We start from the raw sequence: 26,979 nt of genomic DNA, 5'->3' as shown, positions 1-26,979 counted from the left end.
CTGAGTATTTGACCAATGAGTCGAGGAAGCTGAGATGCAGGATTTCATAGTAATCGGCGGCGGCGTTGCAGGCGTTTCAGCCGGTGCGCGTTTGTCGCACCTTGGAACCGTCACGTTGTTGGAAGCCGAGAACGCACTGGCGTATCACGCATCCGGCCGTTCTGCAGCGATGTTTGAAGAAAGCTATGGCGCACCCAGCGTGATCGAGTTGAACCGCGCCTCGCGTCACCACCATGTAACCGCCAATGGCGGTGTGCTAAGCCCTCGCGGGTTGATGATCGTCGCCCGAAAGGGACAAGAAGACCTATTGGCGCAGGACCTGACAACGATGAACATGCAGGCGATTTCGTTCGAGGAGGCGCAAGCGCTGGTGCCGATCCTGAACCCCGAAACCATGGTTGGTGCTGGCTACCACACCGATGCATGGGACATCGACACAGATCTGTTGGTCCAGAATTTCGCCCGTGAAGTTCGCTCAAATGGTCAGGTCGTCACAGGCGCAGTCGTTCAGAAAATCTCCCGTCTTGGCGCGGGGTGGGAGGTCACGACCCCGATAGGCACCTTCGCCGCAAAGACGCTGGTCAACGCCGCCGGAGCCTGGGTCGATCAGATTGCCACGCTGGCGGGGATCGCACCGATTGGCATTCAGCCTTATCGTCGATCCATGGCGCGCATTCCGGCGCCTGACGACTGTGACGTGTCGCGTTGGCCGATGTTCATGGGTGCAGGAGAAAGCTGGTATGCCAAACCCGATGCAGGTGCCCTGATTGTGTCGCCCGCGGATGCCGATCCGGTCGAACCGCAGGACGCATGGGCGGATGACATGGTTCTGGCGGAGGGTTTGACCCGCTACGAAAATCTGGTGACGGAACCGGTTACACGGATGATCACCAACTGGGCGGGCTTGCGCAGTTTTGCACCCGACCGCAATCTCGTCATCGGGCCATCCCCGCAGGACGCAGAGTTCTTGTGGTTCGCTGGTCAGGGTGGATACGGGTTTCAGACCTGCCCTGCTGCATCACGATTGCTTGCAGATATTGTCGCAGGAACCCCGTCGGAACTGGATTCGGCAACGGTCACGACGCTCAGCCCTGCGCGGTTCAGCTGATCAGCCCAAAAGCACGTTCAAGTGTTTAACGACGGACCGCGCCAGAACATCCGGTTCGTATCCGCCTTCCAACATCGAAACGATACGCCCCCCGGCAAACTCGTCTGCCACCGCCTTCAGCTCGCGCGTGACCCATTCATAGTCAGCATCCGTCAGTTGCACACTAGACATATCATCCGCCACATGCGCGTCAAAACCGGCCGAGATCAGAACAAACTCTGGTTTGAAATCCCTGAGATGCGGCAACCAATGTGCACTGACGGCTTCGCGAAATTCCGCACTTCCAGCGCCTGCGGACAGGGGAATGTCAACGAGGTTGTCGGTTTCCTTCTCGTGCCCTGTGAACGGATAGAACGGATGCTGAAAGCTGGAGCAGAACAGAACGCGCGGTTCGGTCTTGAAAATCTCTTCAGTCCCGTTTCCGTGGTGCACATCGAAGTCAATGATCGCTACGCGTTTCAACCCATGCGCCTCAAGCGCATGCGCCGCGGCAACCGCGATATTATTGAACAAACAAAAACCCATCGCCTTGTCGCGTTCGGCGTGGTGACCGGGAGGGCGGATCATGCAGAAGACTGGATTGGCTTCGTTCGCCATCACCAGATCAACGCCCAGCACACCGGCACCAGCGGCGCGCTCGGCCGCGCGTAGTGTGCCCGGGCTCATCACGGTGTCACCATCAACTTCGACGCTTTGCATCCCCTGCCCCGGTGCCAGCGCATAGACCCGGTCCAGATAATCGCGGTCATGCACTCGTTCCAACTGTACCCGGTCGACAAGCGGCGCATCGCGATGGCGCACAACGTAATCCATGCCGGACATGATCAGCTGATTGTTGATCGCATCCAGCCGCGCCTTGCTTTCCGGGTGCAGGGGGCCTGCATCGTGTTCTCGGCACTCTGGGTGCGATATGATGGATAGCATTCGGTCTCCTCTCCTGAACCGCAGCCTAAAGTTCGCGTTCGACGACCACTACGTCAGGGTCGTCGGGGTCGGGGCGTTGTGTGAAGCCCAGATCCTTCATCAAACGCAGCATCGGGGCATTTTTTCGCAGCACCGTGCCTTCAATCACTTTCAACCCGTGGTCCTGCGCCGCCGTGAATAATCCTTTCATCAGTTTCGTGCCCAGACCCTGATTTTGAATGCGATCCGACACCACAACGGCAAACTCACAGCTTTTCCAATCAGGATTGATTACATATCGCGCCACGCCGACCTGAACTGGTACGCCGTCAATGTCGGCCATCGCGACCAGCGCCATTTCCCGGCGATAGTCGATCTGGGTAAACTGCGACAGAAGCTCGGGGCTAAGCTCGTTGACCGAGCCCATGAATCGCATCATCTTCGCCTCGTCCGACAGATCGCGCATAAACTTCTTTTCGTTTTCGGCGTCTTCGGGTCGGATCGGGCGGATGGTCAGGTGAGTGCCATCACGCAGGAAAGTCTGCCGTGCAAGGTGGCGCGGATAGGGATGGATCGCCATGTGATCATAGCGGCCATCATTGGACGGCGGGCGCGCCACGGTAATGCGCGCATCCACTGCTAAGACCCCATCCGGCCCGGCAAACAGCGGGTTGATGTCCAGTTCGACAATCTCGGGCAATTCACTGACGATGATCGAGATCCGTTTCAGCACATCGACCAGCGCCGCCCGGTTGACGGGGTCATAATCGCGGAAACTGTCCAGCGCCCTTGACACTCGGGTGCGATTGATCAAGCGCTCGGACAAAACAGAATTTAACGGTGGCAAGGCAACTGCGCTGTCCTTCATAACTTCGACCATCGTGCCGCCCGCACCAAACAGTATCGTCGGACCAAACACCGGGTCACGGCTGGCCCCGATCACAAGCTCGCGGGCTTGGCGTATATGCGACATTGCCTCGACCGTGACGCCCGAAACTTCGGCATCTGGCAAGGCTTTTTTGACGCTGCCAATGATCTCGTGAAACGCGCGGGTCACGGATGCTGCATGTGCCACATTGATCTTCACCCCGCCGACATCTGTCTTGTGAGAAACATCAGGCGATGAGATTTTCATCGCCACAGGAAAGCGAACCGTCTCGGCTGCGATCAACGCTTCGTTGGCGGTCTTTGCCTCGAACGTCAGGTTCACCGGAATGTTGAACGCACTCAGCAAAGCTTTGCTTTCGGTGTCTGACAGGATGCGTCGCCCGGCGGCCAATGCGTTCGAGATGATCATCCGTGCGCCGTCCAGATCAAGACCTTGTTCAAATGCGCGTGCGCGCGGCACTTCGAGAGAGAGTTTCCGATTGCGGTGATGCTGGGTGAGGTATGAAAACCCTTCCACTGCACGTTCTGGCGTTTCAAACACGGATATCCCGGCCGCAGACAGTAAAACACGACCTTCCGCAACAACATCCTCGCCCAACCAGCAGGCAAGAACCGGTTTTCGGTTGCGCTTGGGCAAAGCGTCCTTCACCGCCTGCGCAGCGGCCGTGGCATCGGTCATGGCTTGCGGCGTCAGAAGGACAAGGATGCCATCAACCTCGGGATCGGCAATCACGGCTTTGACCGCGGCGCCATAGGCGTCGGGGGTCGCATCGCCCAGAATGTCGACGGGGTTGGCATGGCTCCAATACGCAGGCAGCACCTTGTCCAACGCTTTTCGCGTCGGTTCAGACAAGGATGGAAGGTTTAGGCCCAGATCACCCGCGCGGTCTGCGGCCAGTACACCCGCACCACCGCCGTTGGTGATGATGCACAACCGATCGCCAGATGTCTTTTTGGTGTTGGCCAAAAGCTCGGCCGCGGCGAACAATTGCCCCAACGTATTGACCCGTACCGCTCCGACACGTTCCAGAGCGGCGTCAAACACATCATCTGAGCCGATCAACGCGCCTGTATGTGTGTGTGCCGCTTTCGCGCTGTCCTTATGACGACCGGATTTCAAGACAATCACTGGCTTCAGACGCGCAGCCCGGCGCATCGCTGACATGAAGTTTGGCGCGTCCTTTACGCCCTCAATATACAGCAAAATCGCGTCGGTTTTTGGGTCGTTCACCAGATAGTCCAGCGTGTCGCCAATATCGACATCCAGAGAACTGCCCAGTGATACCATAGCCGAGAATCCTGAATGGTGTGGTCCCGCCCAATCCGCAATGGCCGATATCAGGGCCCCCGACTGCGACACCATCGCAAGCCGTCCTTGCGGAGCCTGCGATTTCAGGAATGTCGCATTCAATCCAAGCCATGGCCGCACCAGCCCCACGCAATTTGGTCCCAGAACGCGAATGCCGACTTTTCGGGCCTCGTGCATGACCTGTGTTTCATAAGCACGCCCCTTCTGATCGCCATCGCCAAACCCCGCCGATAGAATGATTGCTGCTTTCACACCCGCCGCTGCGCAGTCGCGCATGATGCCAGGGACAGTGCGGGCGGGGGTTGCAATAACGGCCAGATCAATTTCGTCAGCGATCCCTGCGATTTTGCGAAAGCACTCCACGTCACCAATCGCCTTGTATTTGGGATTGATCGGATAGATTGCACCATCATAGCCACCGGACATAATGTTGGCATAGACCAGCGCCCCCACGGAGTTGCCGGTCGGGCTGGCTCCGAACACGGCGACAGATCTTGGATCGAAAAGAGGGCTGAGCGGGCTTTTGTCCATTCTGATTGGTCCTTCGCACATAGCTTACCCGACGGGGCGGGCCGACAACTCCTCCTGCCACGTTTCTGCACGCGCAAACATGGCCTGTCTTTGATGTGGCTCAAGAATTTTTGGTTGGACCACTTGCGTGTTCGATCCCTTTTAAGATCGGGCAATCCGGCCGATCGTCGCCTGAACAGGCATGCACCAGTTCCGACAAGGTATCCCGCATAGCCACCAAGTCAGCAATCTTCGTCTCGATCTCATCCAGATGTTCCTTGGCAATGCGTTTCACATCGCTGCTTGCGCGGGATTGATCTTCGTAGAGCGCCAACAAAGCGCGGCAATCCTCGATCGAGAAACCAAGCGCGCGGGATCGTGCAAGAAATGTCAGTTTGTGAAGTTCCCGCTCGGAAAAAACGCGATAGCCATTGGTGTCACGATTGGGTCCGACCAGCCCGATATCTTCATAATATCGGATCGTTTTCGCCGGCAGACCAGCATGTTGAGCGGCATCAGAAATATTCATGTCGCATCCTCCAAAATGGGGCGGACGAACCGAAGGCGCAGCGCATTCGTGAGCACCAACACAGAGGAAGCGGCCATCGCCCCTGCCCCCAGCATTGGCGACAAGAGGATGCCCCAAACAGGATACAGCACACCAGCGGCCACGGGGATCAATAGGACGTTGTACCCGAAGGCCCAGAACAGGTTTTGACGAATGTTGGTCATGGTGCGTCGGCTGATCTCGAACGCGTTCACCACACCGGATAGGGCACCTGAAGACAATACGACATCCGCTGCTTCAATTGCCACATCGGTGCCTGTTCCGATGGCCAATCCAACATCAGCTCGCGCCAAGGCAGGGGCATCATTGATACCATCCCCGACAAAAGCCACCTTGCCAAATTTGTTATGAAGCGCCTCGACGGCGGCCACTTTACCATCGGGTAACACACCGGCATTCACATGATCGATGCCAAGTTGGTGGCCAATCGCCGCAGCGGTTGCGGGATCATCACCGGTGATCATGGCCAACTGTTTTCCCATAGCACGCAGGGCAGCCAAGGCAGGCGCCGTATCGGGCTTGATTGGGTCCGCAACCCCAATCAGTGCGGCAAGTTGCCCACCAAGCGCTACGAAAAACACAGTATGGCCTTTTGCCCGCATCGGATCCGCACGATCAACCAGATCGGTTAATGGAACATCCTCGCGTGCCATGAACTGTTGTGAACCGACAAGGATCTGCGTTTCGTCAATCTCTGCGTGCAGACCAAACCCTGTGACCGTTTGCACATTGCGAACTTTTGCAGGTGTCACCCCACGATCCTCCGCGCCACGTAGGATTGCTTGGGCCAGCGGGTGCTCGCTTTGCGCCTCGGCTCCGGCAACCATGGCCAGAACTTCTTCGTCTTTGAAGCCATCCGCTGCCTCAAATGCGGTCATTTCAGGTCGACCTTGCGTCAGCGTACCGGTTTTGTCGAAGGCGACGATTTCGGCAGATTGGAGTGTTTGCAACGCATCCCCACGGCGGAATAATGCACCCAACTGCGCCGCGCGCCCTGTTCCGACCATGATTGACGTCGGCGTCGCCAATCCCATCGCACAGGGGCAGGCGATGATCAAAACGGACACCCCAGCAACCAGTGCAAGTCCAAGCGCGGGGTCTGGCCCAATCAACAGCCAGACCACCACCGTCAGCGCGGCGATTCCCATGACAATGGGCACAAAGACCGCGGTGATCCGGTCAACCAGCGCCTGTATCGGCAACCGCGCGCCCTGTGCGTCCTCGACCATGCGCACGATCTGCGACAATAGCGTGTCCGGTCCAACAGCCGTGACCCGTGCTTTCAGAGCGCCGGTTCCATTCACGGTGCCGCCGGTCACACAGTCGCCTTTGGTCTTTGGCACAGGCACCGGCTCTCCGGTGATCATGCTTTCGTCGATCAAGCTTTCGCCTTCGATCACCTCGCCATCCAGTGGCACGCGTTCACCGGGCCGGATCACCACAACTTCACCTGTAACAACCTGCGCCACAGGACGCGTCAGGGTTTGACCATCGACATCGACCAATGCGTCATTCGGTGCCAGCGCCACAAGCGCCCGGATCGCTTCACCAGTGCGCCCCTTGGCGCGCGCTTCCATCCAGCGTCCAATCAGGATCAGGACGATGATCACCGCCGCTGCTTCGAAATAGACATTCGCAGTTCCGGTTGGCAGAATCCCCGGCGCCAGCACCGACACGACCGAATAAAAATAGGCCGCCGACGTGCCCAACGCGACCAGAGCGTTCATTTCGGGCGCGCCATGCAACAGGGCGGGCACCCCTTTGGAAAAAAATACGCGCCCCGGCCCAATCATCACCAAACTCGTCAGAATAAGCTGTATCCAATGGGATGTGCCAAGGCCGATAGATCGCGCGACCCAATGATGAAACGCAGGGAATACATGGCCGCCCATTTCAAGAATGAACACAGGTGCGGTAAGAGCCGCTGCCAAAAGGGCTTTGCGTTTCAGAGCCTGTGCCTCGGCTTCCTTATCGCCGGGACCTTTCGAGGTTGCATCTGCGCGCGGATGTGTCGGAAACCCTGCCTTCGACACTTTGGCGGCCAACTCGTCCGGGCTTATGGCACCGGCCAGATAAGTGACGAAAGCACGCTCTGACGCCAGATTAACCCGCGCTTCCAACACCCCGGGGGTCCCAGTCAACACACGCTCAACCCGTCCTACACAGGACGCACAGGTCATCGACCCAACTTCCAACACCACCGTCTCACGCCGCGCAGGGTATCCCGCGCGATCCAACGCGTCCGTGAGTTTGCTGGCTGTCGCTGGACCCGAAAAGGCCACACGCGCCGTTTCATTTGCCAGATTGACGGGCGCACTTTCAACACCATCAACGGCGGTCAAAGCCCGTTCGGCCCGGCCAACGCAAGACGCGCAAGACAGGTTTTCCAGTTTCAACGTCAGAGTTGTTGCAGCAGACATGAGATGCTCCGATATCACGATGCATCTTACATAAGGCTTCCAGTAACTGGAAGGTCAAGATATGGCGATAGAATATTCTCAACTCGCTTGACCGCCACGCCGTTGAGCGTAAGGAGATAAGAAACACCGTTTACGAAAAGGGTTTCCACATGGCGACATTTCACATGCCGGATATGAGTTGCGGGCATTGTAAGGCTTCAGTTACCGAAGCCTTGACCCAGGCAGGGGCCGAACAACTGTCTTTCGACATGGAGGCGCGTACGGTCGACGTTACCGGTCTGGCGTCCGAAACAGTCATCGCCAAGCTGGATGAAATCGGGTTCCCCGCAGTGCAAAAATAGAAAACCCCGGCACTGGCCGAGGTTTCTGTTTGCCCGGATCGATCCCGGTCAGATAACGTGGCAGGCCACTTGCTGTCCGTTCCCACGATCCGTCAGCGGTGGTTTTGTTTCTGCGCAGACGGGTTTGGCTAGGGGGCATCTTGTGCGAAACACACAGCCTGACGGTGGGTTCAAAGGCGATGGCAGGTCCGCATCCAAAAGCATCACTTCTTTTTCGGCATTGGCTTTCGGATCGGGGATCGGAACTGCAGATATCAGCGCCTGCGTATAGGGATGGCCGGGCGCGCGATACAGCTGCTCAGCCTCGCTGATTTCGACTACATTGCCGAGATAAAGCACCATCACTCGGGTCGAGATGTGCTTCACAACCGACAAATCATGCGCGATGAAGATCAGGCTCAACCCCATCTCCTCCTGAATTTCCATCAGCAGGTTGATCACCTGAGCCTGAATGGACACATCCAGCGCCGACACAGGTTCGTCACAAATGATCAACTGTGGTTTGAGGATCAGTGCGCGCGCAATTCCGATCCGCTGACACTGCCCGCCCGAGAATTCGTGTGGATAGCGGTTGATCATGTTGGGCAGAATCCCCACGCGATCCAACACTTCGCGCACGCGGGTCTTTACCTCTGACTTTGACACGTCAGGATAATGGGTCTTGAGCGGTTCGGCCACGATTTGACCAATTGTCATGCGCGGGTTCAGGGACGCCAGAGGATCCTGAAATATCATCTGCATTTCTTTGCGATGCTGACGCATTCCCTGTTTACTGAGCGACAAAAGATCGTCACCCAGCCACAGAACGGTGCCAGCCTCGGCGGGAACCATTCGCATGATCGCACGGGCCAGAGTGGACTTGCCACAACCACTTTCGCCGACGATCCCAAGCGTTTCACCGGACATCAGGTCAAAATCGACCCCATCAACGGCTTTCAGTTTATCGGGTGCAGTCCATGGCATTGCGCCTTTGGCTTTGATGTCGAACCAGACCTTTAGGTCACGGACGGATAGCAGAGGGGATTGGGCGTTCATACAAGCTCCTCCAAGGGCCGGATACAGGCACGGCGGCGCACTTTGCGGCCCGCAACGCCATTCAGCGTTGGACGGACAGTGGCGCAGTCCTCGATTGCAAATTCACAACGCGGCGAGAACGGGCAACCGATCGGCATGTTCATCATATTGGGCGGACTGCCCGGAATGGTCGCCAGACGCTCGCTTTCGACATCCAGACGCGGCACGGCTTTTAAAAGGCCCATCGTGTAAGGATGGGTGGGCATTTCAAACAGCCCCTCGGTGGTGCCATATTCCATCTGCTGTCCGCCATACATGACAAGCGTTTCCTTGCACGACCCGGCCACGACACCAAGGTCGTGGGTGATCAGGATGATCGACATGCCAAACTCAGCCTGCAAGTCCTCTAGCAGCTTCATGATCTGCGCTTGCACGGTCACGTCCAACGCCGTGGTCGGTTCGTCAGCGATCAGGATATCGGGCTTGCACAGAAGCGACATCGCGATCATCACCCGCTGCCGCATCCCACCCGAAAACTCGTGCGGATACATGTTGATGCGTTTTTTCGCTTCAGGAATGCGAACGGCGTCGAGTAACTCGACCGATTGGCGCACCGCCTCGGACCGCGAGATGCCTTTGTGATGAGTCAACACCTCGGCCATCTGATCAGACACCCGCATGAACGGGTTCAGGCAGGTCATTGGGTCCTGAAAGATCATCGCGATCTTCTCGGCCCGGATCTTGTTCAGCTTGTTGGTCGAGATGTTCAATATCTCTTCCCCTGCCAGCTTGACCGATCCGGTCGCCTTGCCGTTGCGGGCCAACAAACCCATGATCGCAAAGACCGTCTGGCTTTTGCCCGACCCACTTTCTCCGACCACGCCAAGCGTTTCGCCTGCCGTCAAGTCGAAACTGATCCGATCCACGGCAGTGACAGTACCGTCTGGGGTATCGAAATGAACGCTAAGCTCACGAACTTCAAGAAGTGCCATATCGCTAAACCCCTACCTGTCTTTCGGGTCCAGCGCATCGCGCAGGCCGTCACCAAAGAAAAAGAACGCAAACAGTGAGATCAGGAAGAAGAACAGCGGGAATCCCAGCATCCACAAGGTGCCATAGCGCATCTGCCCAGCGCCTTCATTGATCAACGCACCCCAACTGGTCAGCGGCTCTTGAACGCCCAGCCCAAGGAACGAGATGAAGCTTTCGAACATGATCATCGACGGCACCAGAAGCGTCGCATAAACAATGACCACGCCCAGCAGGTTCGGAACGATGTGGCGGATGATGATCTTGGGGGTCGAAACACCCGTGGCGATCGCTGCCTCGACAAATTCCTTGTTCTTGATCGACAGGGTTTGTCCCCGCGCGATCCGCGCCATGTCCAGCCATGAAATCAACCCGATGCCGACGAACAGCATAAAGATCGACCGCCCGAATACCACCAGAAGCAGGATCAGAACGAACATATAGGGGATCGCCATCAGGATATCGACGATCCGCATCATGATGTTGTCCAGCCGCCCGCCAATAAAGCCCGCCGTTGCGCCGTAAAGCGTGCCCACGACGACCGAGATCAGCGCACCAACTATGCCGATCATCAACGAAATCTGCGTGCCCTGCACGACGCGCGCAAATAGATCGCGCCCCAGTGGATCCAGCCCGAAATAGTGTTTCGTCTCAAAGGATGGCCCGCCAAGAGTGCGCACATCGCCCATCAGGTTCCAGTCAATCTCTTCATTTGACCAGGGGGTCAGCATCCCGCCAAACAGAGCAAACAGCGAAACAAGGATCAGAATGATCATCGAAACGACCGCTGCTTTATTGCGAAAGAACCGTGCCCGCGCATCTTGCCACAAAGAACGGCCTTTGATCACTTCGGTCGATTCCACGGCGGTTTCTACGTTTGTTATATGTGTCATGCGTACGCCCCCCTAGTACCGGATCCGTGGGTCGATCCATGCATAAAGCACGTCCACAACCAAGTTGAACAGGATCGTCAGCATGCCGACAAGGATCGTGATACCCATGATCACCGAGTAATCGCGGTTTAATGCAGCCTGCACAAAATCTTTCCCGATGCCGCCTGTCGACAGGAACATGTCAACCACCACCGACCCGGTGATCATGCCAACAAAGGCCGGTCCGAGATACGAGATCACAGGGATCAGCGCCGGCTTCAGCGTGTGACGCAAGATGATTGTTCGATCCGGCAGACCCTTAGCCCGCGCTGTTCGGATGAAATTTGAGTTCATCACCTCCAGCATTGATGAACGCGTAAGTCGCGCAATCGACGCTAGATAGGACGTCGCCAGAGCGATGACGGGCATGACGAGATAGGAGGTATAGGAATTCGGATCACCCGGACCTCCCCACCAGCCGCCACCTGGCAGCCAACCTAGCCACAAGGTGAAAACCAGAACAAGAATGGGTGCCATAATGAAGTTGGGCAAAGCCTGCGCCCCGATTGAGAACCCGACCGCCAGATAGTCAATCCACGTGTTCTGCTTTAAGGCCGCGACGATGCCCAGCGCACCCCCGACTAGAACGGCGAAAACGAAGGTCCAGAACCCGTAGGTCAGCGTAACCGGGAATCCGTCCGCGATGATCTGGTTCACAGTTCTGTCTTGATAGACAAAGCTGGGACCGAAATCGAAATGGAACAGAATATTTTTCAGATATGTACCGATCTGAACGAGAAAGGGATCATCAAGCCCGTATTTGGCGTTGATGTTTTCCAACACAACCGGTGGCAATGCACGTTCTTTCGTGAACGGCCCACCTGGCGCAGCACGCATCAGAACGAACGAGAAGATAATCAGGATCAGGATGACAGGAACGGCCATCGCGATGCGACGAAGAACAAAACCCAGCATTTGGAAGCCCCGCTTTTAGGTGGGCGGCCCGATTTCCCGGACGCGCCCCATTTGATTAGAACATTCTGGGCTTATTCAGCCACTTTGTACATCCGGCGGGAATAGATGTTGTTCATAAGGTCCTCGAACGGATACCCCTTCAGGTCCGGCTTGACCATGATCACGTTGGTGTACTGGTACACCGGAACGATCGGCATGTCGTCGGCCAGCAATTGCTCCATCTGCTTGTATTCTTCAGCAGGGTTTTCAGAGGTTTTCGCAGCTTTCGCCAGCTCGTCATATTTCGGGTTGGTGTACTTGCCGTTGTTGTGCCCTGAAGTCGTGGTGAACAGGTCGGTATAGGTCGACGGCTCGTTGTAGTCGCCACACCAGGCATACCGCGCCATGCCGAAGTCACCGTTGCGCAGCTTGTCCAGGTGCACTTTCCACTCGAAGTTTGCCAGAGTGATGTTGGCACCAAGGGCTTGCTTCCACATCTGCGACGCGGCAATCGCGATCTTTTTGTGTGCTTCCGACGTGTTGTAGTTCAGCGTCAGTTCCAGCGGCTTGCCGCCGGGGCCATAACCTGCTTCTTCCAGAAGTTCTTTGGCTTTTGCCATACGCTCTTCCTGGGTCCAGTTGGCGTATTCGATGTTCGGCATTTCGAAGCCGGCGGTTTTCTGGTGGGTCCAGTTGTACGACGGATACTGGCCGCCTTTCAGGATGCTGTCGACAATCACGTCACGGTTCAACGCATATGACAGGGCCTTACGAACGCGAACATCCTTCAGTGCCTCTGGACCATTTTCACGCAAGTTGAACATGTAGATGTACGAGCACGAACGCGGCGTCGAATAGGTCTCGTCCGGCAGCTTTTCCTTCAAAGCTGGATACTGACCTGCAGGAACTTCGGTCTTATCCACTTCGCCTGCATCGTAACGGGTCAGCGCGATATTTTCATCGTTGATGACCAGTGCAACGACGGTCTCAAGAATGGTCTTGTCGTTGTTCCAGTACATGTCGTTGCGCTCACGCGTCACTTTGACGCCAGGAACATAGTCGGTCAGGACATAAGCACCGTTCCCAACAAGATTGCCGGGTTTGGTCCAATCGTTGCCATGCGCTTCGATCACTTTCTGGTTCACAGGAAACGTCGATGCGTGAGTCAGCATGCCGGGGAAATAGGGGCGCGGCGCATCGATCTTGACCTCGAGCGTCTTGTCGTCAATTGCGGTGGCACCCAACGTGTCGGGGGCCATCTCGCCTGCAACGATCTTGGTGGCATTCTCGACACCCATCAGCTCCATGTACCAGGCGTATTCCGATGCGGTGGCCGGATCGGCCAGACGGCGCCACGCGTAAACAAAGTCACCGGCGGTAACGGGGTCACCGTTTGACCACTTTGCGTCACGCAGCTTGAATGTATAGGTCAGGCCGTCCTCGGACACTTCCCAGCTTTCCGCAGCGCCAGGAACCGAGTTGCCCTGAGGATCCGAGTTCACAAGGCCTTCGAACAGGTCGCGCAGAATGTGCGAGCCTTCGACGTCCGTGTTGATTTGCGGGTCGAACGACTTCACATCGTCGAGCATCCGATAGGTATAGGTTTGGCTATCTGCCAGTGCTTCACCCGTGTCGGGGTGGGTGCCCGCAGCAAGCGCCGGGCTTGCAATCGCAAAAGCCGAGCACAGAAGGGCCGCTTTGATTGAAATGTTCATGAAGGTTCTCCCTAGTCAGTTTTTTGTGGGATGATGCTTTCGAACGGAACTCAATCGTTCCGCGAGAGACTCAGCTCTCCGGCAATCACCGATGAAGCATCCTATGCGCAACTTGTCAGGAGAAACAACTCCTTGCAACACTGTCGTTTTTCAACATGTCGAGAGGTCAAATCGACGAGCCCTGCCCGTCGCATCCGCCATTATGACGGCGGATTTCGTCATAATGGCGGCGAATCTGACAAGGCCCGCCTTCCGCTACAGCAATATTGCCAATTCCGAATACGCGTGCGAACCTTGGACAACCACAACCCACTGGACAAATCCGAGGGAAATCCGTGCAAAGCGAACAGACATCAGCCCGCACCTCGCAAAGGGATCGGGACACGGCGCAGTTGCCTCAAGTGACCCATTCCCGCAATCCGGGCATGGACCTGGACATGAACTGGGTGCGCGCCGTGCAGGCCAACACATCCGCGATCGAACGCCGTTGTGCGTCCCTTCCTGGGCGACGGAGTGTGAAGAAAGAACATCAGGCAGCGTGGCTGTTGAAGGCCATAACGATGATCGACCTGACGACTCTTTCAGGCGACGACACGCCGGGGCGCGTGCACCGACTGTGCGCCAAGGCCGCCCACCCGGTGCGCCCGGAAATCATGGATGCACTCGGCGTTGACGACATCACAACCGGGGCGGTTTGTGTCTATCACGACATGATCCCGACTGCGGCGGATACACTGAAACATTTGGGCGTCACACTGCCCATCGCCGCTGTTTCGACCGGATTCCCTGCAGGTCTTAGCCCTTATCACCTGCGGGTCGAAGAAATCCGCGAAAGCGTGCGCGCTGGCGCCTCAGAAATCGACATCGTTATCTCGCGCCATCACGTTCTAACCGGCAACTGGCAAGCGCTGTATGACGAGATGCGAGATTTCCGTGAAGCGTGCGGCGAGGCGCATGTGAAAGCCATCCTTGCGACCGGTGAACTGGGCAGCTTGCGTAACGTCGCCCGTGCTTCGCTGGTCTGCATGATGGCTGGGGCCGATTTCATCAAGACCTCGACCGGCAAGGAAAGCGTGAACGCCACCCTGCCCGTTAGCCTCGTCATGATACGGGCAATTCGCGACTACTACGAGGCAACGGGATACCGTGTCGGCTACAAACCCGCCGGCGGTATTTCCAAGGCCAAGGATGCGATCACCTATCTGGCCCTGATCAAGGAAGAACTGGGCGACGACTGGCTGACCCCTGACCTGTTCCGCTTCGGTGCCAGCTCGCTTCTGGGTGATATCGAGCGCCAGTTGGAACATCACGTGACCGGACATTACTCGGCCACCTACCGCCACCCAATGGGCTGAGGACTTAGACATGACCGTAAAAGAGATCTTCGACACTATGGATTATGGCCTCGCCCCGGAAAGCGCGAAAGAGGCGTTGGCGTGGATTGCCGAACACGACGGCCAATTCGGTCTTTATATCGGCGGCAGGATGACCGCTGTCGGCGACACGTTTGACAGCAAGAACCCAGCTACGGGTGAGGTATTGGCTCAGGTTACGCAGGCCTCACCCGACGATGTGGACGCCGCCGTGACCGCAGCGCGAAAAGCGCAGCGTAAATGGGCGGCATTGTCCGGGCACGAACGCGCGAAATACCTCTATGCGCTCGCGCGACTGGTGCAAAAGCACTCGCGGCTGTTCGCGGTTCTGGAAACCCTCGACAACGGCAAGCCTATCCGCGAAAGCCGCGACATCGACATTCCGCTGGTCGCGCGGCATTTCTATTACCACGCAGGTATGGCGCAGTTGCAGGACGCCGAGCTTCCCGACCGCGAGGCATTGGGCGTCTGCGGTCAGATCATCCCCTGGAATTTCCCACTTCTGATGTTGTCATGGAAAATCGCGCCCGCGATTGCGATGGGGAACACGGTAGTCCTGAAACCCGCCGAATACACATCTCTGACCGCGCTTCTGTTCGCACAAATCTGCGACGAAGCAGGCTTGCCCAAGGGCGTCGTCAACATCGTGACCGGCGACGGGCGAGTAGGTGAGGCCATTGTGACTCATGAAGAGGTCGACAAGATCGCCTTCACCGGCTCGACCGAGGTTGGCCGCGTGATCCGTCGTGAAACGGCGGGGTCGGGCAAGTCTCTGACATTGGAACTTGGGGGCAAGTCCCCTTATATCGTATTTGACGACGCCGATCTGGATTCAGCGGTCGAAGGTCTGGTGGACGCAATCTGGTTCAATCAGGGTCAGGTCTGCTGTGCAGGCTCGCGCCTGATCGTGCAGGAAGGCATCGCCGACCGTTTCTATACCAAGCTGAAAGCCCGGATGGACAAGTTGCGCATGGGCGATCCGCTGGACAAATCCATTGACGTGGGCGCCGTGGTGGACCCTGTTCAGCACGCGCAAATCACGAAGCTGGTCGAGGCGGGCGCAGGCGACGGCGTACTTTACCAAGCCCCCTGCCCGATCCCCACGGCGGGTTGTTTCTATCCGCCCACCCTGATCACCGGCCTGTCGTCGGCGTCCATGCTGATGCAGGAAGAAATCTTCGGCCCGGTACTGGTCGCCACCACCTTCCGCACCCCAGCCGAGGCGGTCGAGATCGCCAACAACACCCGTTACGGGCTGGCCGCCACGGTGTGGAGCGAGAATGTGAACCTGACGCTGGACATCGCGCCCAAACTGGCCGCGGGCGTGGTCTGGGTGAACGGCACCAACATGTTTGACGCTGCCGCAGGCTTTGGCGGTGTGCGCGAAAGCGGGTTTGGTCGCGAAGGCGGTTGGGAAGGCTTGCAAGCCTATACCAAGCCTCGCGGCAAAACGCTGTCTCTCAAACCTATCGCCGCCTTCCCCGCCCCGAAAGAGGCCAAGGTCGACGCGCTCGACCGCACTGCGAAATTCTATATCGGCGGCAAACAGGCGCGGCCTGATGGCGGCTATAGCAAAGCGGTCTGGTCCAAACAGGGCGACCTTCTGGGTCATGTAGGCGTTGCCAATCGCAAGGACATCCGCAACGCCTTCGAAGCCGCCCATGCGGCGACGAGCTGGTCAAAGACAACGGGCCACTTGCGCGCACAGATCCTCTACTACATCGGTGAAAACCTCTCGGCCCGCGCGGAGGAATTCGCCGCGCGGATCGACGCCATGATGAGCGGACGGAATGGTGCGAAAGAGGTCGGCGCTGCCGTCAGTCGCCTATTCACCTATGCCGCTTGGGCCGACAAATATGATGGTGCTGCTAAGCCCGTCCCAATGCGCGGCGTAGCGCTGGCGATGAACGAGCCTGTCGGCGTGATTGGCGGCTTCTGCCCGGACGATGCTCCCCTTCTGGGGTTCGTGTCCTTGATGGCCCCGGCCATCGCGATGGGCAACCGCGTGGTGCTGGCGGCAAGCGAGCCGTTCCCATTGGCGGCTACCGACTTCTATCAGGTGCTCGACACATCTGACGTGCCGGCGGGCGTCGTGAACATCGTTACCGGAAGCCACGCAGAACTGGCGTCGCCCTTGGCGGGCCACCTTGGTGTGGACGCTGTTTGGGCGCAATCGGGCGCAGACATCTCGGCCATCGTCGAAGGAGAAAGCGCGGGGAACCTGAAACGCAGCTGGGTCAACAATGCGAAAGCGCGGGACTGGTTCGGGGCAGCTGGCGAAGGTCGCGAGTTTCTGACCCATGCGACAGAAGTCAAAACGATCTGGGTGCCTTACGGCGAATAAACGGTCCTGACATGTGAAACGCCGCGCAGAACCCTCTGCGCGGCGTTCTTTATTGCGTCACTTCCCGCGCCAAGACCCGAGCCAGCGCGAGAACCGGCCCCGCGCCTTGTCCGCGCGTTCGTCCACGGCGTCCCATGCCTCGCCCGCGTCTTCCAATGCCGGATCAATCGAGCGTTCGCGGAACTGCCGCCACAGGGCGCGCACGAAGCCAATGATGATCGCCAGAACAAGGAAGAACAGGATGTTGAACCAAGGAATGATCGTGACATCCGGGCTTGCGACGGCCCGGATCGCGACGGCGTTGGGGAAGGCTGAAATCAGTTCGTTGCGCCACCCGTAATGCGTCATCACTGCCCATTTCGGGCTCTCGCCAGAGGATCGAAGGTCGTCCGCCTCGGTCTGCAAATTTGCAGTGTCGAACTTGAAATAGAAAGGCCAGCCCCAACCGGTGTCTTCATTGCGATAAACCATGACTTCTTCCGCATCGCTGCGAATGAAGCCCAGAAGATAGGTTTTCTTCTTTACCGTCTGAATAAACTGAACATCGCGGTTGATCAAAGTCGCGGATTGATCATCCGGCTTTGACCAGAATATCCGGGTCCAGTCACCTAGATCCTGCCGTTCCTGATAGGTGTTTACGACCCGAACGACGTCATGCTGTGGCAAAACATAGTGAAACACGCCGAACAGGATCAGAAAGATCAGGCTACGGATGATGATACGAAATCGGCGCATAGGGAACCTCAGTTAATTAATATGACAGACATCAGAACAAAGATTGCGGGGATCACATAAACCAGCAGGATCAGCTTGGGGCGAAAGCTTTTCTTGTAGTCCTCCATCCCTTCGCGCAACCACGCCTCGCGGTCGGTCACGTCACCGTCGGGATGTTCCTCGGCCCACTGATTCTCGAGCTTTTCCAACCGGACCGAACGGGAATAAATGCTGACCAGCACATAGACGATACTCAGCCCGATAAATCCAAAAATGACAAGTCGCACCAACCCCATCATTACCTCCTACTTACTGCGCCCCATGGGCCGACAATCTCGATGATCTCGTCACGTGTCTGCGCGCGGGTTGTCCGCGGCACTTGCAACGGTTTCTTACGACCACCAAACAGCGCCTCGCGCGCACCGGCCTTGTTTGCCATATAATCACGATGCAGGAATTCTGCCACAAATTCACGCTTTTCGTCAGGCCATGTGGCGTAAGAAGCATAGAAAAGCTCCTTGTGGCAGATGAAAAGTTGCCGGAAATCCATTGGTGCCAGTTCGGATAGCAGCCGGTTGATCAAATCGCGGTCCGGGTGATCAGGACGCGCGCGCAAGGTATAGAAATAGGCCGGGTGTCGGCTGTCGATCCGGGGCCACCCGCCGCCTGCCTCGGCCCAGCGCACCATGGCGGCCAGCCCACGAAACGCCTCGGGTAGATGCGCGCCCATGCGCTGTGCCACGTGACGTAATGTGCGCGAAGACATATCGCCCAGATCGAGCCCCGCACTGGTGGCTGCATCTACCAGAATGAACTCCATCTTCTGGCGCAGGATTGCCGCGCCACCGTCGCCTCGTTCCTGCACGACAGGTTCGACAAGGTCATTTCGGCTGAGGAAACCCGCCAGCCGGTTCGCCTCGCCCGTGTCCAGTACCTTGACCGATGGTGGCAGTGTCAGCCGCGTCTTGTCGCCTGACACGATCACCGCGGGGTTTTCCACGTCGCGGAAAATGTAAAGCCCGCCGAAATGCGCCGTCCAGAAATTGCCCTGTTCGTATTCCTGCACGCCCAGATCGACGGGAACCTTGGTCACGTCACCGGTTTCGCGGGCAAGCTCGATCATTTCGGCGATCAGGTCGTCGTCGAACCACGCGTTCTCTTCGCTTTGAAACTTGTTGATCTTGTCGGCCAGAAGGCGGGCGTTCTTCACATGGCTTTGGGTCGTATCGGCCTCGACCGTGATCTTGCGGATATCAAACAGCCGTGCGGGGTTCGAGATGTCATAGACCGAGTTCATCAACTCGCCTGCCACCGCGTCATGGGCCGTGAGGGCAAACAGCTTCGCTTCATTGTCCGTGATGAACCGGCGCAAGATCCCACGCGAGGTCGAGAACATGGCGTTCAGCAGCGGCGCGGTCTTCTGGTCGACCGTCAGAATGATGAATTGCCGGTTGCAGCCATTGGGGTTGACGTAGAGCGGATCGTCCAGCTCCTCGCCGATCTCGGGCGAGTAGCCAGAGATGTCGATGTGAAATTCGGTCAGCCCCGTGCGCTTGCCCGCCAGCCCGTGCAGCGCACGGTTATACCGCTCAATCAGCGCCGGGCTGTCGACCCGGATCAAGTTACCAAACATGAGACCGCGTTGGATGAGGCGTTTCATATGTTGGCACTCCGCTTTGATGCCCCATGGCGCAGGATGAAGGTGAAGACCACCGACCAGACCAGCAAGTAAAGCATGCCGTTGCCAATCAACATGCCGACTGCCAATTCGAAATTGTGGGTCATATCGGGCGCTCGTGGAATGATGCTGAGACCAGCGTCAATCGCCCAAACGGTGGTGGCGGCTGTGAACGCGAAAACGCCCGGAATGGCCGAGAAAAACCGCGCGCCGCGATGCGTTGTCCACCGCGCCGTGAACCATGGCAGAACAGCGAGGACCAACAAGGCGATTGCGTTCACGATTAGCGATACCGTTTCTGAGGGGTAAGCGCCTTCCATCAGGATTTCTCATCTCTGGTTTGCTCTATGAGCGCCGAGCTTTCGACCCGGATCAGATTGCCAAACATGAGGCCGCGTTGGATGAGGCGTTTCATTGAGAGTTCTCCCAGTCTCCAGAAACGTATCTTTCCAGTCGCCCCCACGGCCATTGAGGTGTTCCAGTCACGGTGACAGTTTTCCTAATAATCTCGCCAGAGCCGGTTTGCAGCAAAATTGAGTACAATCGCTCGCTACCGCGGAATAGACCACAGCTCTGCCCCCAACCTCCACCGCCAGCGGTCAAACTAAAGCTGATCCGACAAGTGTTCCCTTCCCTGATTACTTTATCCAGTAACTTTCCGTCCCAGCCGCGATAGTAAGTGATCCCATGCACATCATATAGAGAAACATCCTCGCGAAACTTTATGCTTATGAAAACGGTTTGCCCTGGCTCGATCTTTTCCAACCCAATCTCATCTTTCACAAGACAGTCGTACAATCGTTCACCATAGCCACCAGCTCCCACATGCACACCCTCACCTGCAATTTTGCAGGACACGATAAACACGGGGACTGAACTTCTGTTGGACACGGAAATCTCCAACTCACCGTCGATTTCCAAAACTGTTTCGCTAGCGACTTCGAGATCTGACTTGTTCAAAGCTATTGGCCGAACCTCAATACTCTTGAGGTTCCAGAAAACTTCGGGAGGAACTCCTTCGCGGTTCAGCTTGTAATAGCTAATCCATAGTCCCCCTACTGACACCACTAGAGCGAGGGTACTAACTACGATTGAGTATGACAGCTTTTGGAGTAAACTTATTAGTGGGAGCATTCACTTCCCCCCCAAAAACCGCTTCTTCGCCTCTTCCTGACGGCCGAAGTCCCGCACCATCGCCTCAATCGCGGCTTCGTCGGACTTGTCGGCATAGCGGAACTCTGAATCTGCGTAGCGGTTGATTTCCTGAATCACCATGTCGGTGGTGATGGGGACGCGCAGCTCGGCGATCATCGCTTTCTTGGTGTCGTAGTCTTTCACCAAGAACAGTTCGGGGTTCTCCATCCATTCGTCGGGCAGCTCAAAGTCCATCGCGCGGACTTTCACCGCGTCGGTGATGTTCTTGATCGAGCGGCCCGTGAAGCGCTCGTCCGCCTCCTGAATGCCTTTCAGATAGGTGCCGATTTTGGCGATATCGTCCAGCCCACCAATCTTATCATGCACGCGGTCGAACACGTTCATCAGCCCGGCCTCATGGGGCTTGCTATGCGCCTCGAACGACCGGGCGACCGCCGATTTAATCTCTTGCGCGGCGTACAGGTCGTGGTCGCCCAGCGGGATGTCGTGGTTCTTGCCCATCAGCAGATGCAGGATGTCGATGTAATCCTCGCGCGTCCGTGGCCCATCTACCAGGAACCGCGCACCGGCGCGTTGACGAAGGGCGTCATCCACATTCTCGGGATAGTTCGAGAACATGCCGAAGGTGCAGTTCCCGCGCACCACGGTGTTGGCGCCCGAGAAGCTTTCCATCAGGACCGCCGTGACCTCTTGCTGGCCCGCCGAGGACTGACGATCCCCCCGCTTGCCCGCGATCTGGTCGATGTCGTCCACGGTGCCGAAGCCAATCACGTTGGGGTCGAGCACATTGTTGATGAACGCCTTGGCGTTCTGGCCCGACTTGCCCTGATAGCTGTCGATATTGTCGATGCCGAAATTCTGATAACGGAAAGGATAGCCCGCAACGGTGCAATAATCATTGACCAAGCCGGCCATCATCTGGATCAGCGTGGTTTTCCCCGTGCCCGGCTTGCCATCGCCCATGAAGGTGAAGATGAATCCGCCAAGTTCGGCAAACGGGTTCAGCTTGCGGTCGAAATCATAGGCCATCAGCATCTTGGCCAGCTTCATCGCCTGATATTTCGCGATGTGGTTGCCAACAACCTCGTTCGGTTTCTTGAACGTCATCGTGAGTGTCGAACCGCGATGGGCGCGGGCGGGTGTGAAGCCGGAGATGGTCAGGTCATCCGCTTCGACCCGGTAATTGGCCGAGGTGAATGGGCCAAGATGGCTGGCGGTCTGAGCGCGCAGGGCAACCTTTTCCATCAGTTGTTCGACAAAAGCCAAGACGGTTGCGACCAGCTTATCCTCGGACGTCGCGAATGTCGCCAGTTCCTGATCCAACTCCCACAGCGCTCCGTTCAAGGCGAGCGGCGCATTATCGGTCAGGACCTCATCAACCGCGCCGACTTCGATCGACGCCTCACTGGCGTGATCGGCCAGCAAGTAAGACGTTGCGTTGGCAAATACATGCAGGGCGATCAGCGCCTCGGCAGTCAGAAGCTCTGAAAATGCAGTGGACTTATCAGCCCCCAATCGACCCTCAAGATTGGCGCGGCGCAGGGCGGCCAGTTCGGTTTGTTCAGCAAAGCCATCACCGACAGCCAACGCAATCGCTATCGCGCGGCGTAGCGCGTGCAATACCGTCGCCTGAAGCGGAGAAATCAACGGGTCATCCCCGTCTGCGCTTTCAATTCGGTCCGCCAGATGCACCCCTTCAGGCCGTGCCGTTGACCGCGTTACCAGACCCGGCGTGGTGGATCGAAACCGCCGAGCACGTCCAATGCCTGGGCTACGTTCGGCATTGGGCGCTTCCTTCGGTTTTGCAATGCGCGGTGTGTGGTCAAACCCTTCCAGAAGCCCGGCAGCCGCCGTGTAATGTGCACGGATTTCTTCTTCGCGAAGCTCCATCAAATCAGCGGGTAAAGACATCAAGCACTCCTAAATCAACGGTAACTCAGCACCCGGCCACCGGGACTGACAACAAATTTACGCACGTCGTTGAACCCGGCAGGGTTCTTTTCAGCCAGCACCTGAAAGGGACGCGCCGGCATGATGATGGCGCGTTCCATGCTGGTCGCGCCGATATTCGACCCCGATCCGGCAAAGGGATCCAGCGCGAAAATCTCGCGCTCCACTGTGCCGAACCAACCGGACTTCTCTTCCTTGACGCTTTGGCTTCTCAGTTCCTCGACCGTCCAAGCCAAGGCCCAGTCTTCACCGGGCGGGCTTTTCGCCTCGGCCAGCACCTCGCGCAACGGGCCGGTCTGTTGGGTGAAAGTATGGCTATACATCGGCCCCACATGAAACCGGCGCAGGCGTTTGGGATGCAGATCGTCGAAATCCTTATCGAACCCGGTCGCGATGGTCACGAGCTTCAGCCCCGCCATAGATTGCGCCATCAGATGCGACTGCACTTGCGGCCAGCGGCGTTCATCTTTGGGAAGGGCTGTGCGGCCAGTATCTTCAAGCTCCATCAGATAGATGGTGGGCAGGTTGACCTCGCTGTCATAGACCGCCCAATGGGCCAGATAGACGCGACGCGCGTCACGCCCTTCACCTTTGTTCATCCGCCAGATCACGTCGGGGTGCATCTGCGGCCAGAACAGGTCGCCGCGCTGGAGTTCCTCGTAATAGAGCCGCTGCGACAGCGCATATTGCAGCTTTTTCGGAACCGACAAGTCGCCAACAATCTGGCTGACCATCTGGCTTTTCAGGTCTGAGGCGGTGGCCATGCCCTTCAAATGCGTGCCCGCCTGCGCGGCGTCGGACGCCATTTGAAGCAGTTCGGCATGGATCGGAAACCCGCTGTCGCGACGATCAAAAGTCAGGGTTTTACCGCCCAACCCATAGGCCGTTTCGGACATGTGATATTTGTTCGCCAGCGCCTTGAAGCTAAGGCCCAGCTTGATCACGTATCGGGCCAGCACATCGACCTCGTCACGGGTCAACTTGCCCTCGACCTCCATCTGTCCAGCCACACGGGCCAGATGCGCGGTGATCTTCTCGAATTTCGAGAAATAGCGCCGCGTGATCTGCGTGTCCGTCAGCTCGGCATGGTCGCGGGGGGCGAAGCCGGCCGAGGCGCGTTCAGAGGTTTTGATGTCGTTAGTCACGGATCATCCTTGAGTCTGTTTCCAACAAGCTTTGCCGGACCTTGGCTGCTATTCCGTGCTGCCCCGTAATCGTCCAGATAGTGTCCGCGAGCAACTCTCGATGAATGAAATCTCGAAGCCTGCGAAGAGGTGAAACCGGCACCAATGCAGCGAGAAAGCTGAAGTAATGCCAAGTGCCCCAAGCCATCAAAGGCGCTAGAACGGAGAACATCACCCAAAACGCAAGCACACACAAAACCGGAATGGCCACAACGATCAAGAAAAGTGTTTTGACCAGTAGCCAGTCGATCTCCGCACTTGTAAGCCAATCGAGACCTATGAGCACAATCACCGAAAGCAGGGATACACCCACCCAAGCTGATAATGCCCACAAAATGCTCCTCATAGGACGTTATTGCCCATACAGGTTCTTGTCGTGCTTCTCGACAATCGCAGCAAAACGGCGGGCGAAGCGTTCGTCGGCTTTGGCCTTCTGCTCCAGCACGTCGCGGGCAAAGACCATCTGGTCTTCGTGGGCTTCCATCATGTCGGCCATGCGCTGGTTCGTTGCCGTCCCAATCGCGGCCATCGCGGCTTGGGCTTCCTTGTCGGTCTCGACGCCGATCTCGTTGATCCGGTGGGCCACATCCTGCTGCTGCGCGGTCTTGAGCGACTTGGTCAGCGCGTCATACAGCACCACGCGCTGCTTGGTGTCTGTCTGCAACTTGTTGATCAGCACCATCTGCGTCGCCGCTTGGTTTTGCAGCGAGTCGACCCAGGTTTTGCCCTTTTCGATATAGCGCTCCAGCGTCTGGGACTTGGCAAGCTTCACTTGCTCGTCCTGCACCATCTCGTTGTATTGCGTGTTCAGGTCAGCCAGCTGGGTTTCCAATTGCGTGCGCTTGGCAGCGTCCTGTTCATTGGCAATCTTGCCCTCAAGCTCAATGATCTTGGGGTCCATGTTCAGAATGTCGGCGCGCAGGGCTTCCAACTCGCCCACCGTCATTTCGCGCTCGTCCAGCGTGGCGGTCAGGTTCTTACCTACCTTTTCCTTCTGCTCGTTCAGCATTGCCAACTGACCCTCCAGCAGGCTCACAATCGAATCCGACTGCGCAATCAATTCTTGCAGCTTGTCGTCGATGGACGCCGTCCGCATCCGTTCCTGCCGCATGCTTTCGGACTTCCCTTTCGAGAAGATGCCAACAAAAGTCTCCCACCCGGTTTTCGACCGCATCTGGTCAAAATCCTGCGAAAAGCCCGACGTCACATCATCCAAACCCATGATCAGTTCAGCGATATTTGCGTTCATCGCCTCGGTATGTGCATGCACGTCATCCAGCGTCGCGTTCTCGATATCGATCGAGATATCTTCGCCCGTCGCGGCCTTTGCGCGAGCGGCCTCAATCCGCGTCGTCAGTTCGGAAATCTTGGACTGCGCCTCTTCAACCTGCGCTTGGCTTTCACGAATCTGCTTATCAAAACTGGACATGTGCCCTCCTTTGTTCCACCGGAATATCCGGCCTGGTCTTGCTGCCAGTTCAGAAAATGTTAATCGTTGTTACATATCTATTTAGGTTGAGTTTAGCGCGATTTAAAGACCCGCAACAGAGTTTTCGCTCGCGCACAGAATGAAATTGGATTGCGCGCTGACTCTGTCATTGTTTGTCAAAAGGAAGCTGCATAGGCTTTCGTCATGACACACGACAAAGAGCCCCTCCTGACCGAAATTGCGCGCCGCCGCGATGACTTGATCGCCTTAACGCAAGACCTGATCCGCATTCCAACGCTGAACCCACCCGGCTGCGATTACCGCCGGGTCTGTTCTTTCATCGCAGAACGTATGGGTGCACAAGGCTGGTCGGTCGAGATGATCCGCGCCGAGGGCACGCCCGGCGATAGTACCGAATACCCCCGCTGGAACGTGATTTGTCGCCACGAAGGTGCGCAGGCTGGCGATTGTGTGCATTTCAACAGCCACCATGACGTTGTTGAAGTGGGGCATGGCTGGACCAAAGACCCGTTCGGGGGCGAACTGGAAGACGGGCGAATTTATGGCCGCGGCGCTTGCGATATGAAGGGCGGGCTGGCAGCTTCAATCATCGCAGCCGAAGCTTTCGTCACACTCTTTCCCGACCACAAAGGCGTCGTTGAGATCAGTGCCACAGCCGACGAAGAGAGCGGAGGCTATGGCGGCGTCGCCTATCTTGCCGAGAAAGGGTATTTCGACCCGGATCGCGTGCAGCACGTCATCATACCCGAACCCCTAAACAAAGACCGTATCTGCCTGGGTCACCGCGGTGTCTGGTGGGCTGAAATTGAAACCAAAGGGCGCATTGCGCACGGCTCGATGCCCTTTCTTGGAGACAGCGCGATCCGACACATGGGCGCCGTGTTGGAAGAAATGGAAACGCACTTGTTCCCGCTTCTCGCGACGAAACACACCGATATGCCTGTTGTTCCCGAAGGGGCCAGACAATCTACACTGAACATCAACTCGATCCATGGCGGCGAAGCCGAGCAGGACACCGATTATACCGGCCTGCCTGCGCCGTGTGTGGCCGACCGCTGCCGCATCATCATTGATCGCAGGTTCCTGATGGAAGAGGACCTGAGCGAAGTGAAAGCTGAGGTCACAAGAATGCTTGAGTCGATCCGCACCCAGCGCCCGAGCTTCGAATACGAAATCCGCGATATGCACGAAGTCATCCCGACCATGACCGAAAAAGATTCACCTGTCGTTACCTCAACCGCTGCGGCGATTGAAAAAGTGTTGGGTCAACAGCCATCCTACGTGGTTTCCCCCGGCACTTACGATCAGAAACACATCGACCGGATTGGCAAACTGAAAAACTGCATCGCCTACGGGCCGGGCATTCTAGACCTCGCCCACCAACCGGACGAATGGATTGGCGTTGACGATATGATCGACAGTGCTGGCGTCATGGCACTGGTGCTCAAGGAACTGCTTTGACAACCCGGCTTCGTCTGGCCGAATTATATTCGATTGAGC

The 26,979-nt window shown here is 57.2% G+C and carries 23 protein-coding genes; 5 read left to right on the top strand and 18 right to left on the bottom strand.

Translation table 11 applies throughout. The features are described from left to right. The first annotated feature begins 34 nt into the window (after positions 1 to 34). On the top strand, positions 35 to 1,108 hold the full coding sequence (locus tag MWU51_RS00895) for an FAD-binding oxidoreductase (RefSeq protein WP_247033202.1): 1,074 nt from the start codon (positions 35 to 37) through the stop codon (positions 1,106 to 1,108). Here MWU51_RS00895 and MWU51_RS00890 read toward each other — a convergent pair whose 3' ends face one another. The 4 genes from MWU51_RS00890 to MWU51_RS00875 form a co-directional block, all read right to left on the bottom strand. Beyond that, positions 1,109 to 2,032, bottom strand: a complete 924-nt coding sequence (locus tag MWU51_RS00890) for a histone deacetylase family protein (RefSeq protein WP_247033200.1) — start codon at positions 2,030 to 2,032, stop codon at positions 1,109 to 1,111. A 25-nt stretch (positions 2,033 to 2,057) separates the two neighbouring features. Further along, positions 2,058 to 4,739 (bottom strand): bifunctional acetate--CoA ligase family protein/GNAT family N-acetyltransferase, encoded by a 2,682-nt coding sequence (locus MWU51_RS00885; RefSeq protein WP_247033198.1) that lies wholly within the window; start codon positions 4,737 to 4,739, stop codon positions 2,058 to 2,060. A 100-nt stretch (positions 4,740 to 4,839) separates the two neighbouring features. After that, complete coding sequence (gene cueR / locus MWU51_RS00880; protein ID WP_247033196.1) at positions 4,840 to 5,247, bottom strand: Cu(I)-responsive transcriptional regulator; 408 nt, start codon at positions 5,245 to 5,247, stop codon at positions 4,840 to 4,842. Continuing rightward, a complete protein-coding gene (locus MWU51_RS00875; protein ID WP_247033194.1) occupies positions 5,244 to 7,706 on the bottom strand; it encodes a heavy metal translocating P-type ATPase in 2,463 nt (820 codons plus the stop codon). The genes cueR and MWU51_RS00875 overlap by 4 nt, the downstream gene beginning before the upstream one ends. Before the next feature lie 149 nt (positions 7,707 to 7,855). Here MWU51_RS00875 and MWU51_RS00870 point away from each other — a divergent pair, with 149 nt between their 5' ends. Then, entirely contained in the window at positions 7,856 to 8,047 is a 192-nt protein-coding gene (locus MWU51_RS00870; protein ID WP_247033192.1) for a heavy-metal-associated domain-containing protein, read from the top strand. A 48-nt stretch (positions 8,048 to 8,095) separates the two neighbouring features. On the opposite strand, the gene oppF is transcribed toward MWU51_RS00870, so the two are convergent. The 5 genes from oppF to MWU51_RS00845 all read right to left on the bottom strand — a co-directional run bounded on the left by oppF (position 8,096) and on the right by MWU51_RS00845 (position 13,631). Continuing rightward, positions 8,096 to 9,082, bottom strand: a complete 987-nt coding sequence (oppF, locus tag MWU51_RS00865) for a murein tripeptide/oligopeptide ABC transporter ATP binding protein OppF (RefSeq protein ID WP_247033190.1) — start codon at positions 9,080 to 9,082, stop codon at positions 8,096 to 8,098. Next, on the bottom strand, positions 9,079 to 10,053 hold the full coding sequence (locus tag MWU51_RS00860) for an oligopeptide/dipeptide ABC transporter ATP-binding protein (protein WP_247033189.1): 975 nt from the start codon (positions 10,051 to 10,053) through the stop codon (positions 9,079 to 9,081). The genes oppF and MWU51_RS00860 overlap by 4 nt, the downstream gene beginning before the upstream one ends. A gap of 12 nt (positions 10,054 to 10,065) precedes the next feature. Then, complete coding sequence (locus MWU51_RS00855; protein ID WP_247033188.1) at positions 10,066 to 10,983, bottom strand: ABC transporter permease subunit; 918 nt, start codon at positions 10,981 to 10,983, stop codon at positions 10,066 to 10,068. A gap of 12 nt (positions 10,984 to 10,995) precedes the next feature. Next, entirely contained in the window at positions 10,996 to 11,937 is a 942-nt protein-coding gene (gene oppB / locus MWU51_RS00850; RefSeq protein ID WP_247033187.1) for an oligopeptide ABC transporter permease OppB, read from the bottom strand. Positions 11,938 to 12,008: 71 nt separating this feature from the next. Next, complete coding sequence (locus MWU51_RS00845; protein ID WP_247033186.1) at positions 12,009 to 13,631, bottom strand: peptide ABC transporter substrate-binding protein; 1,623 nt, start codon at positions 13,629 to 13,631, stop codon at positions 12,009 to 12,011. A 335-nt stretch (positions 13,632 to 13,966) separates the two neighbouring features. Between MWU51_RS00845 and deoC the strand changes: the two genes are divergently transcribed. Both deoC and MWU51_RS00835 read left to right on the top strand, forming a co-directional pair. Further along, complete coding sequence (gene deoC / locus MWU51_RS00840) at positions 13,967 to 14,986, top strand: deoxyribose-phosphate aldolase (RefSeq protein WP_247033185.1); 1,020 nt, start codon at positions 13,967 to 13,969, stop codon at positions 14,984 to 14,986. A gap of 10 nt (positions 14,987 to 14,996) precedes the next feature. Beyond that, positions 14,997 to 17,348, top strand: coding sequence for an aldehyde dehydrogenase family protein (locus MWU51_RS00835; protein ID WP_247033178.1), 2,352 nt, complete (start codon positions 14,997 to 14,999; stop codon positions 17,346 to 17,348). 57 nt (positions 17,349 to 17,405) lie between these two features. On the opposite strand, the gene MWU51_RS00830 is transcribed toward MWU51_RS00835, so the two are convergent. The 9 genes from MWU51_RS00830 to MWU51_RS00790 form a co-directional block, all read right to left on the bottom strand. Further along, the gene (locus MWU51_RS00830; RefSeq protein ID WP_247033177.1) at positions 17,406 to 18,083 is read right to left on the bottom strand and encodes a DUF1523 family protein; all 678 of its coding nucleotides are present in this window, start codon (positions 18,081 to 18,083) and stop codon (positions 17,406 to 17,408) included. Positions 18,084 to 18,091: 8 nt separating this feature from the next. Continuing rightward, on the bottom strand, positions 18,092 to 18,358 hold the full coding sequence (locus tag MWU51_RS00825; RefSeq protein WP_247033176.1) for a hypothetical protein: 267 nt from the start codon (positions 18,356 to 18,358) through the stop codon (positions 18,092 to 18,094). Between the two features lie 2 nt (positions 18,359 to 18,360). Continuing rightward, complete coding sequence (locus MWU51_RS00820; protein ID WP_247033175.1) at positions 18,361 to 19,722, bottom strand: DUF6638 family protein; 1,362 nt, start codon at positions 19,720 to 19,722, stop codon at positions 18,361 to 18,363. Next, complete coding sequence (locus tag MWU51_RS00815) at positions 19,719 to 20,060, bottom strand: hypothetical protein (RefSeq protein ID WP_247033170.1); 342 nt, start codon at positions 20,058 to 20,060, stop codon at positions 19,719 to 19,721. Before MWU51_RS00815 ends, MWU51_RS00820 begins: the two co-directional genes overlap by 4 nt. A gap of 91 nt (positions 20,061 to 20,151) precedes the next feature. Beyond that, positions 20,152 to 20,874: a hypothetical protein gene (locus MWU51_RS00810; protein WP_247033168.1), complete on the bottom strand. Its 723-nt coding sequence runs from the start codon at positions 20,872 to 20,874 to the stop codon at positions 20,152 to 20,154. After that, positions 20,875 to 22,806, bottom strand: a complete 1,932-nt coding sequence (locus MWU51_RS00805; protein WP_247033167.1) for an ATP-binding protein — start codon at positions 22,804 to 22,806, stop codon at positions 20,875 to 20,877. Positions 22,807 to 22,820: 14 nt separating this feature from the next. Beyond that, the gene (locus MWU51_RS00800) at positions 22,821 to 23,990 is read right to left on the bottom strand and encodes a hypothetical protein (RefSeq protein ID WP_247033162.1); all 1,170 of its coding nucleotides are present in this window, start codon (positions 23,988 to 23,990) and stop codon (positions 22,821 to 22,823) included. Then, positions 23,983 to 24,363: a hypothetical protein gene (locus MWU51_RS00795; protein WP_247033157.1), complete on the bottom strand. Its 381-nt coding sequence runs from the start codon at positions 24,361 to 24,363 to the stop codon at positions 23,983 to 23,985. The genes MWU51_RS00800 and MWU51_RS00795 overlap by 8 nt, the downstream gene beginning before the upstream one ends. An 18-nt stretch (positions 24,364 to 24,381) precedes the next feature. Then, positions 24,382 to 25,458, bottom strand: a complete 1,077-nt coding sequence (locus MWU51_RS00790) for a hypothetical protein (RefSeq protein ID WP_247033155.1) — start codon at positions 25,456 to 25,458, stop codon at positions 24,382 to 24,384. 204 nt (positions 25,459 to 25,662) lie between these two features. Here MWU51_RS00790 and MWU51_RS00785 point away from each other — a divergent pair, with 204 nt between their 5' ends. Then, entirely contained in the window at positions 25,663 to 26,940 is a 1,278-nt protein-coding gene (locus tag MWU51_RS00785) for an acetylornithine deacetylase/succinyl-diaminopimelate desuccinylase family protein (RefSeq protein WP_247033153.1), read from the top strand. The last annotated feature ends 39 nt before the right edge of the window (positions 26,941 to 26,979 follow it).

Origin of the sequence: Aliiroseovarius sp. F47248L, assembly GCF_023016085.1 — a bacterium.
Taxonomy (GTDB): Bacteria; Pseudomonadota; Alphaproteobacteria; order Rhodobacterales; family Rhodobacteraceae; genus Aliiroseovarius.
The sequence above is the reverse complement of the archived record's forward strand: the minus strand, read 5'-3'. Positions and strand labels throughout refer to the sequence as shown.

What these genes read in the sequence shown, in the direction of transcription:
- MWU51_RS00835 (WP_247033178.1), top strand. Translation starts at nt 14,997, where the DNA reads ATGACCGTAAAAGAGATCTTCGACACTATGGATTATGGCCTCGCCCCG.
- MWU51_RS00810 (WP_247033168.1), bottom strand. Translation starts at nt 20,874, where the DNA reads ATGCTCCCACTAATAAGTTTACTCCAAAAGCTGTCATACTCAATCGTA.
- MWU51_RS00830 (WP_247033177.1), bottom strand. Translation starts at nt 18,083, where the DNA reads ATGCGCCGATTTCGTATCATCATCCGTAGCCTGATCTTTCTGATCCTG.
- MWU51_RS00885 (WP_247033198.1), bottom strand. Translation starts at nt 4,739, where the DNA reads ATGGACAAAAGCCCGCTCAGCCCTCTTTTCGATCCAAGATCTGTCGCC.
- MWU51_RS00855 (WP_247033188.1), bottom strand. Translation starts at nt 10,983, where the DNA reads ATGACACATATAACAAACGTAGAAACCGCCGTGGAATCGACCGAAGTG.
- MWU51_RS00790 (WP_247033155.1), bottom strand. Translation starts at nt 25,458, where the DNA reads ATGTCCAGTTTTGATAAGCAGATTCGTGAAAGCCAAGCGCAGGTTGAA.
- cueR (WP_247033196.1), bottom strand. Translation starts at nt 5,247, where the DNA reads ATGAATATTTCTGATGCCGCTCAACATGCTGGTCTGCCGGCGAAAACG.
- MWU51_RS00875 (WP_247033194.1), bottom strand. Translation starts at nt 7,706, where the DNA reads ATGTCTGCTGCAACAACTCTGACGTTGAAACTGGAAAACCTGTCTTGC.
- oppB (WP_247033187.1), bottom strand. Translation starts at nt 11,937, where the DNA reads ATGCTGGGTTTTGTTCTTCGTCGCATCGCGATGGCCGTTCCTGTCATC.
- MWU51_RS00825 (WP_247033176.1), bottom strand. Translation starts at nt 18,358, where the DNA reads ATGGGGTTGGTGCGACTTGTCATTTTTGGATTTATCGGGCTGAGTATC.
- MWU51_RS00805 (WP_247033167.1), bottom strand. Translation starts at nt 22,806, where the DNA reads ATGTCTTTACCCGCTGATTTGATGGAGCTTCGCGAAGAAGAAATCCGT.
- MWU51_RS00820 (WP_247033175.1), bottom strand. Translation starts at nt 19,722, where the DNA reads ATGAAACGCCTCATCCAACGCGGTCTCATGTTTGGTAACTTGATCCGG.
- MWU51_RS00860 (WP_247033189.1), bottom strand. Translation starts at nt 10,053, where the DNA reads ATGGCACTTCTTGAAGTTCGTGAGCTTAGCGTTCATTTCGATACCCCA.
- MWU51_RS00870 (WP_247033192.1), top strand. Translation starts at nt 7,856, where the DNA reads ATGGCGACATTTCACATGCCGGATATGAGTTGCGGGCATTGTAAGGCT.
- MWU51_RS00890 (WP_247033200.1), bottom strand. Translation starts at nt 2,032, where the DNA reads ATGCTATCCATCATATCGCACCCAGAGTGCCGAGAACACGATGCAGGC.
- MWU51_RS00895 (WP_247033202.1), top strand. Translation starts at nt 35, where the DNA reads ATGCAGGATTTCATAGTAATCGGCGGCGGCGTTGCAGGCGTTTCAGCC.
- oppF (WP_247033190.1), bottom strand. Translation starts at nt 9,082, where the DNA reads ATGAACGCCCAATCCCCTCTGCTATCCGTCCGTGACCTAAAGGTCTGG.
- MWU51_RS00785 (WP_247033153.1), top strand. Translation starts at nt 25,663, where the DNA reads ATGACACACGACAAAGAGCCCCTCCTGACCGAAATTGCGCGCCGCCGC.
- MWU51_RS00815 (WP_247033170.1), bottom strand. Translation starts at nt 20,060, where the DNA reads ATGGAAGGCGCTTACCCCTCAGAAACGGTATCGCTAATCGTGAACGCA.
- MWU51_RS00845 (WP_247033186.1), bottom strand. Translation starts at nt 13,631, where the DNA reads ATGAACATTTCAATCAAAGCGGCCCTTCTGTGCTCGGCTTTTGCGATT.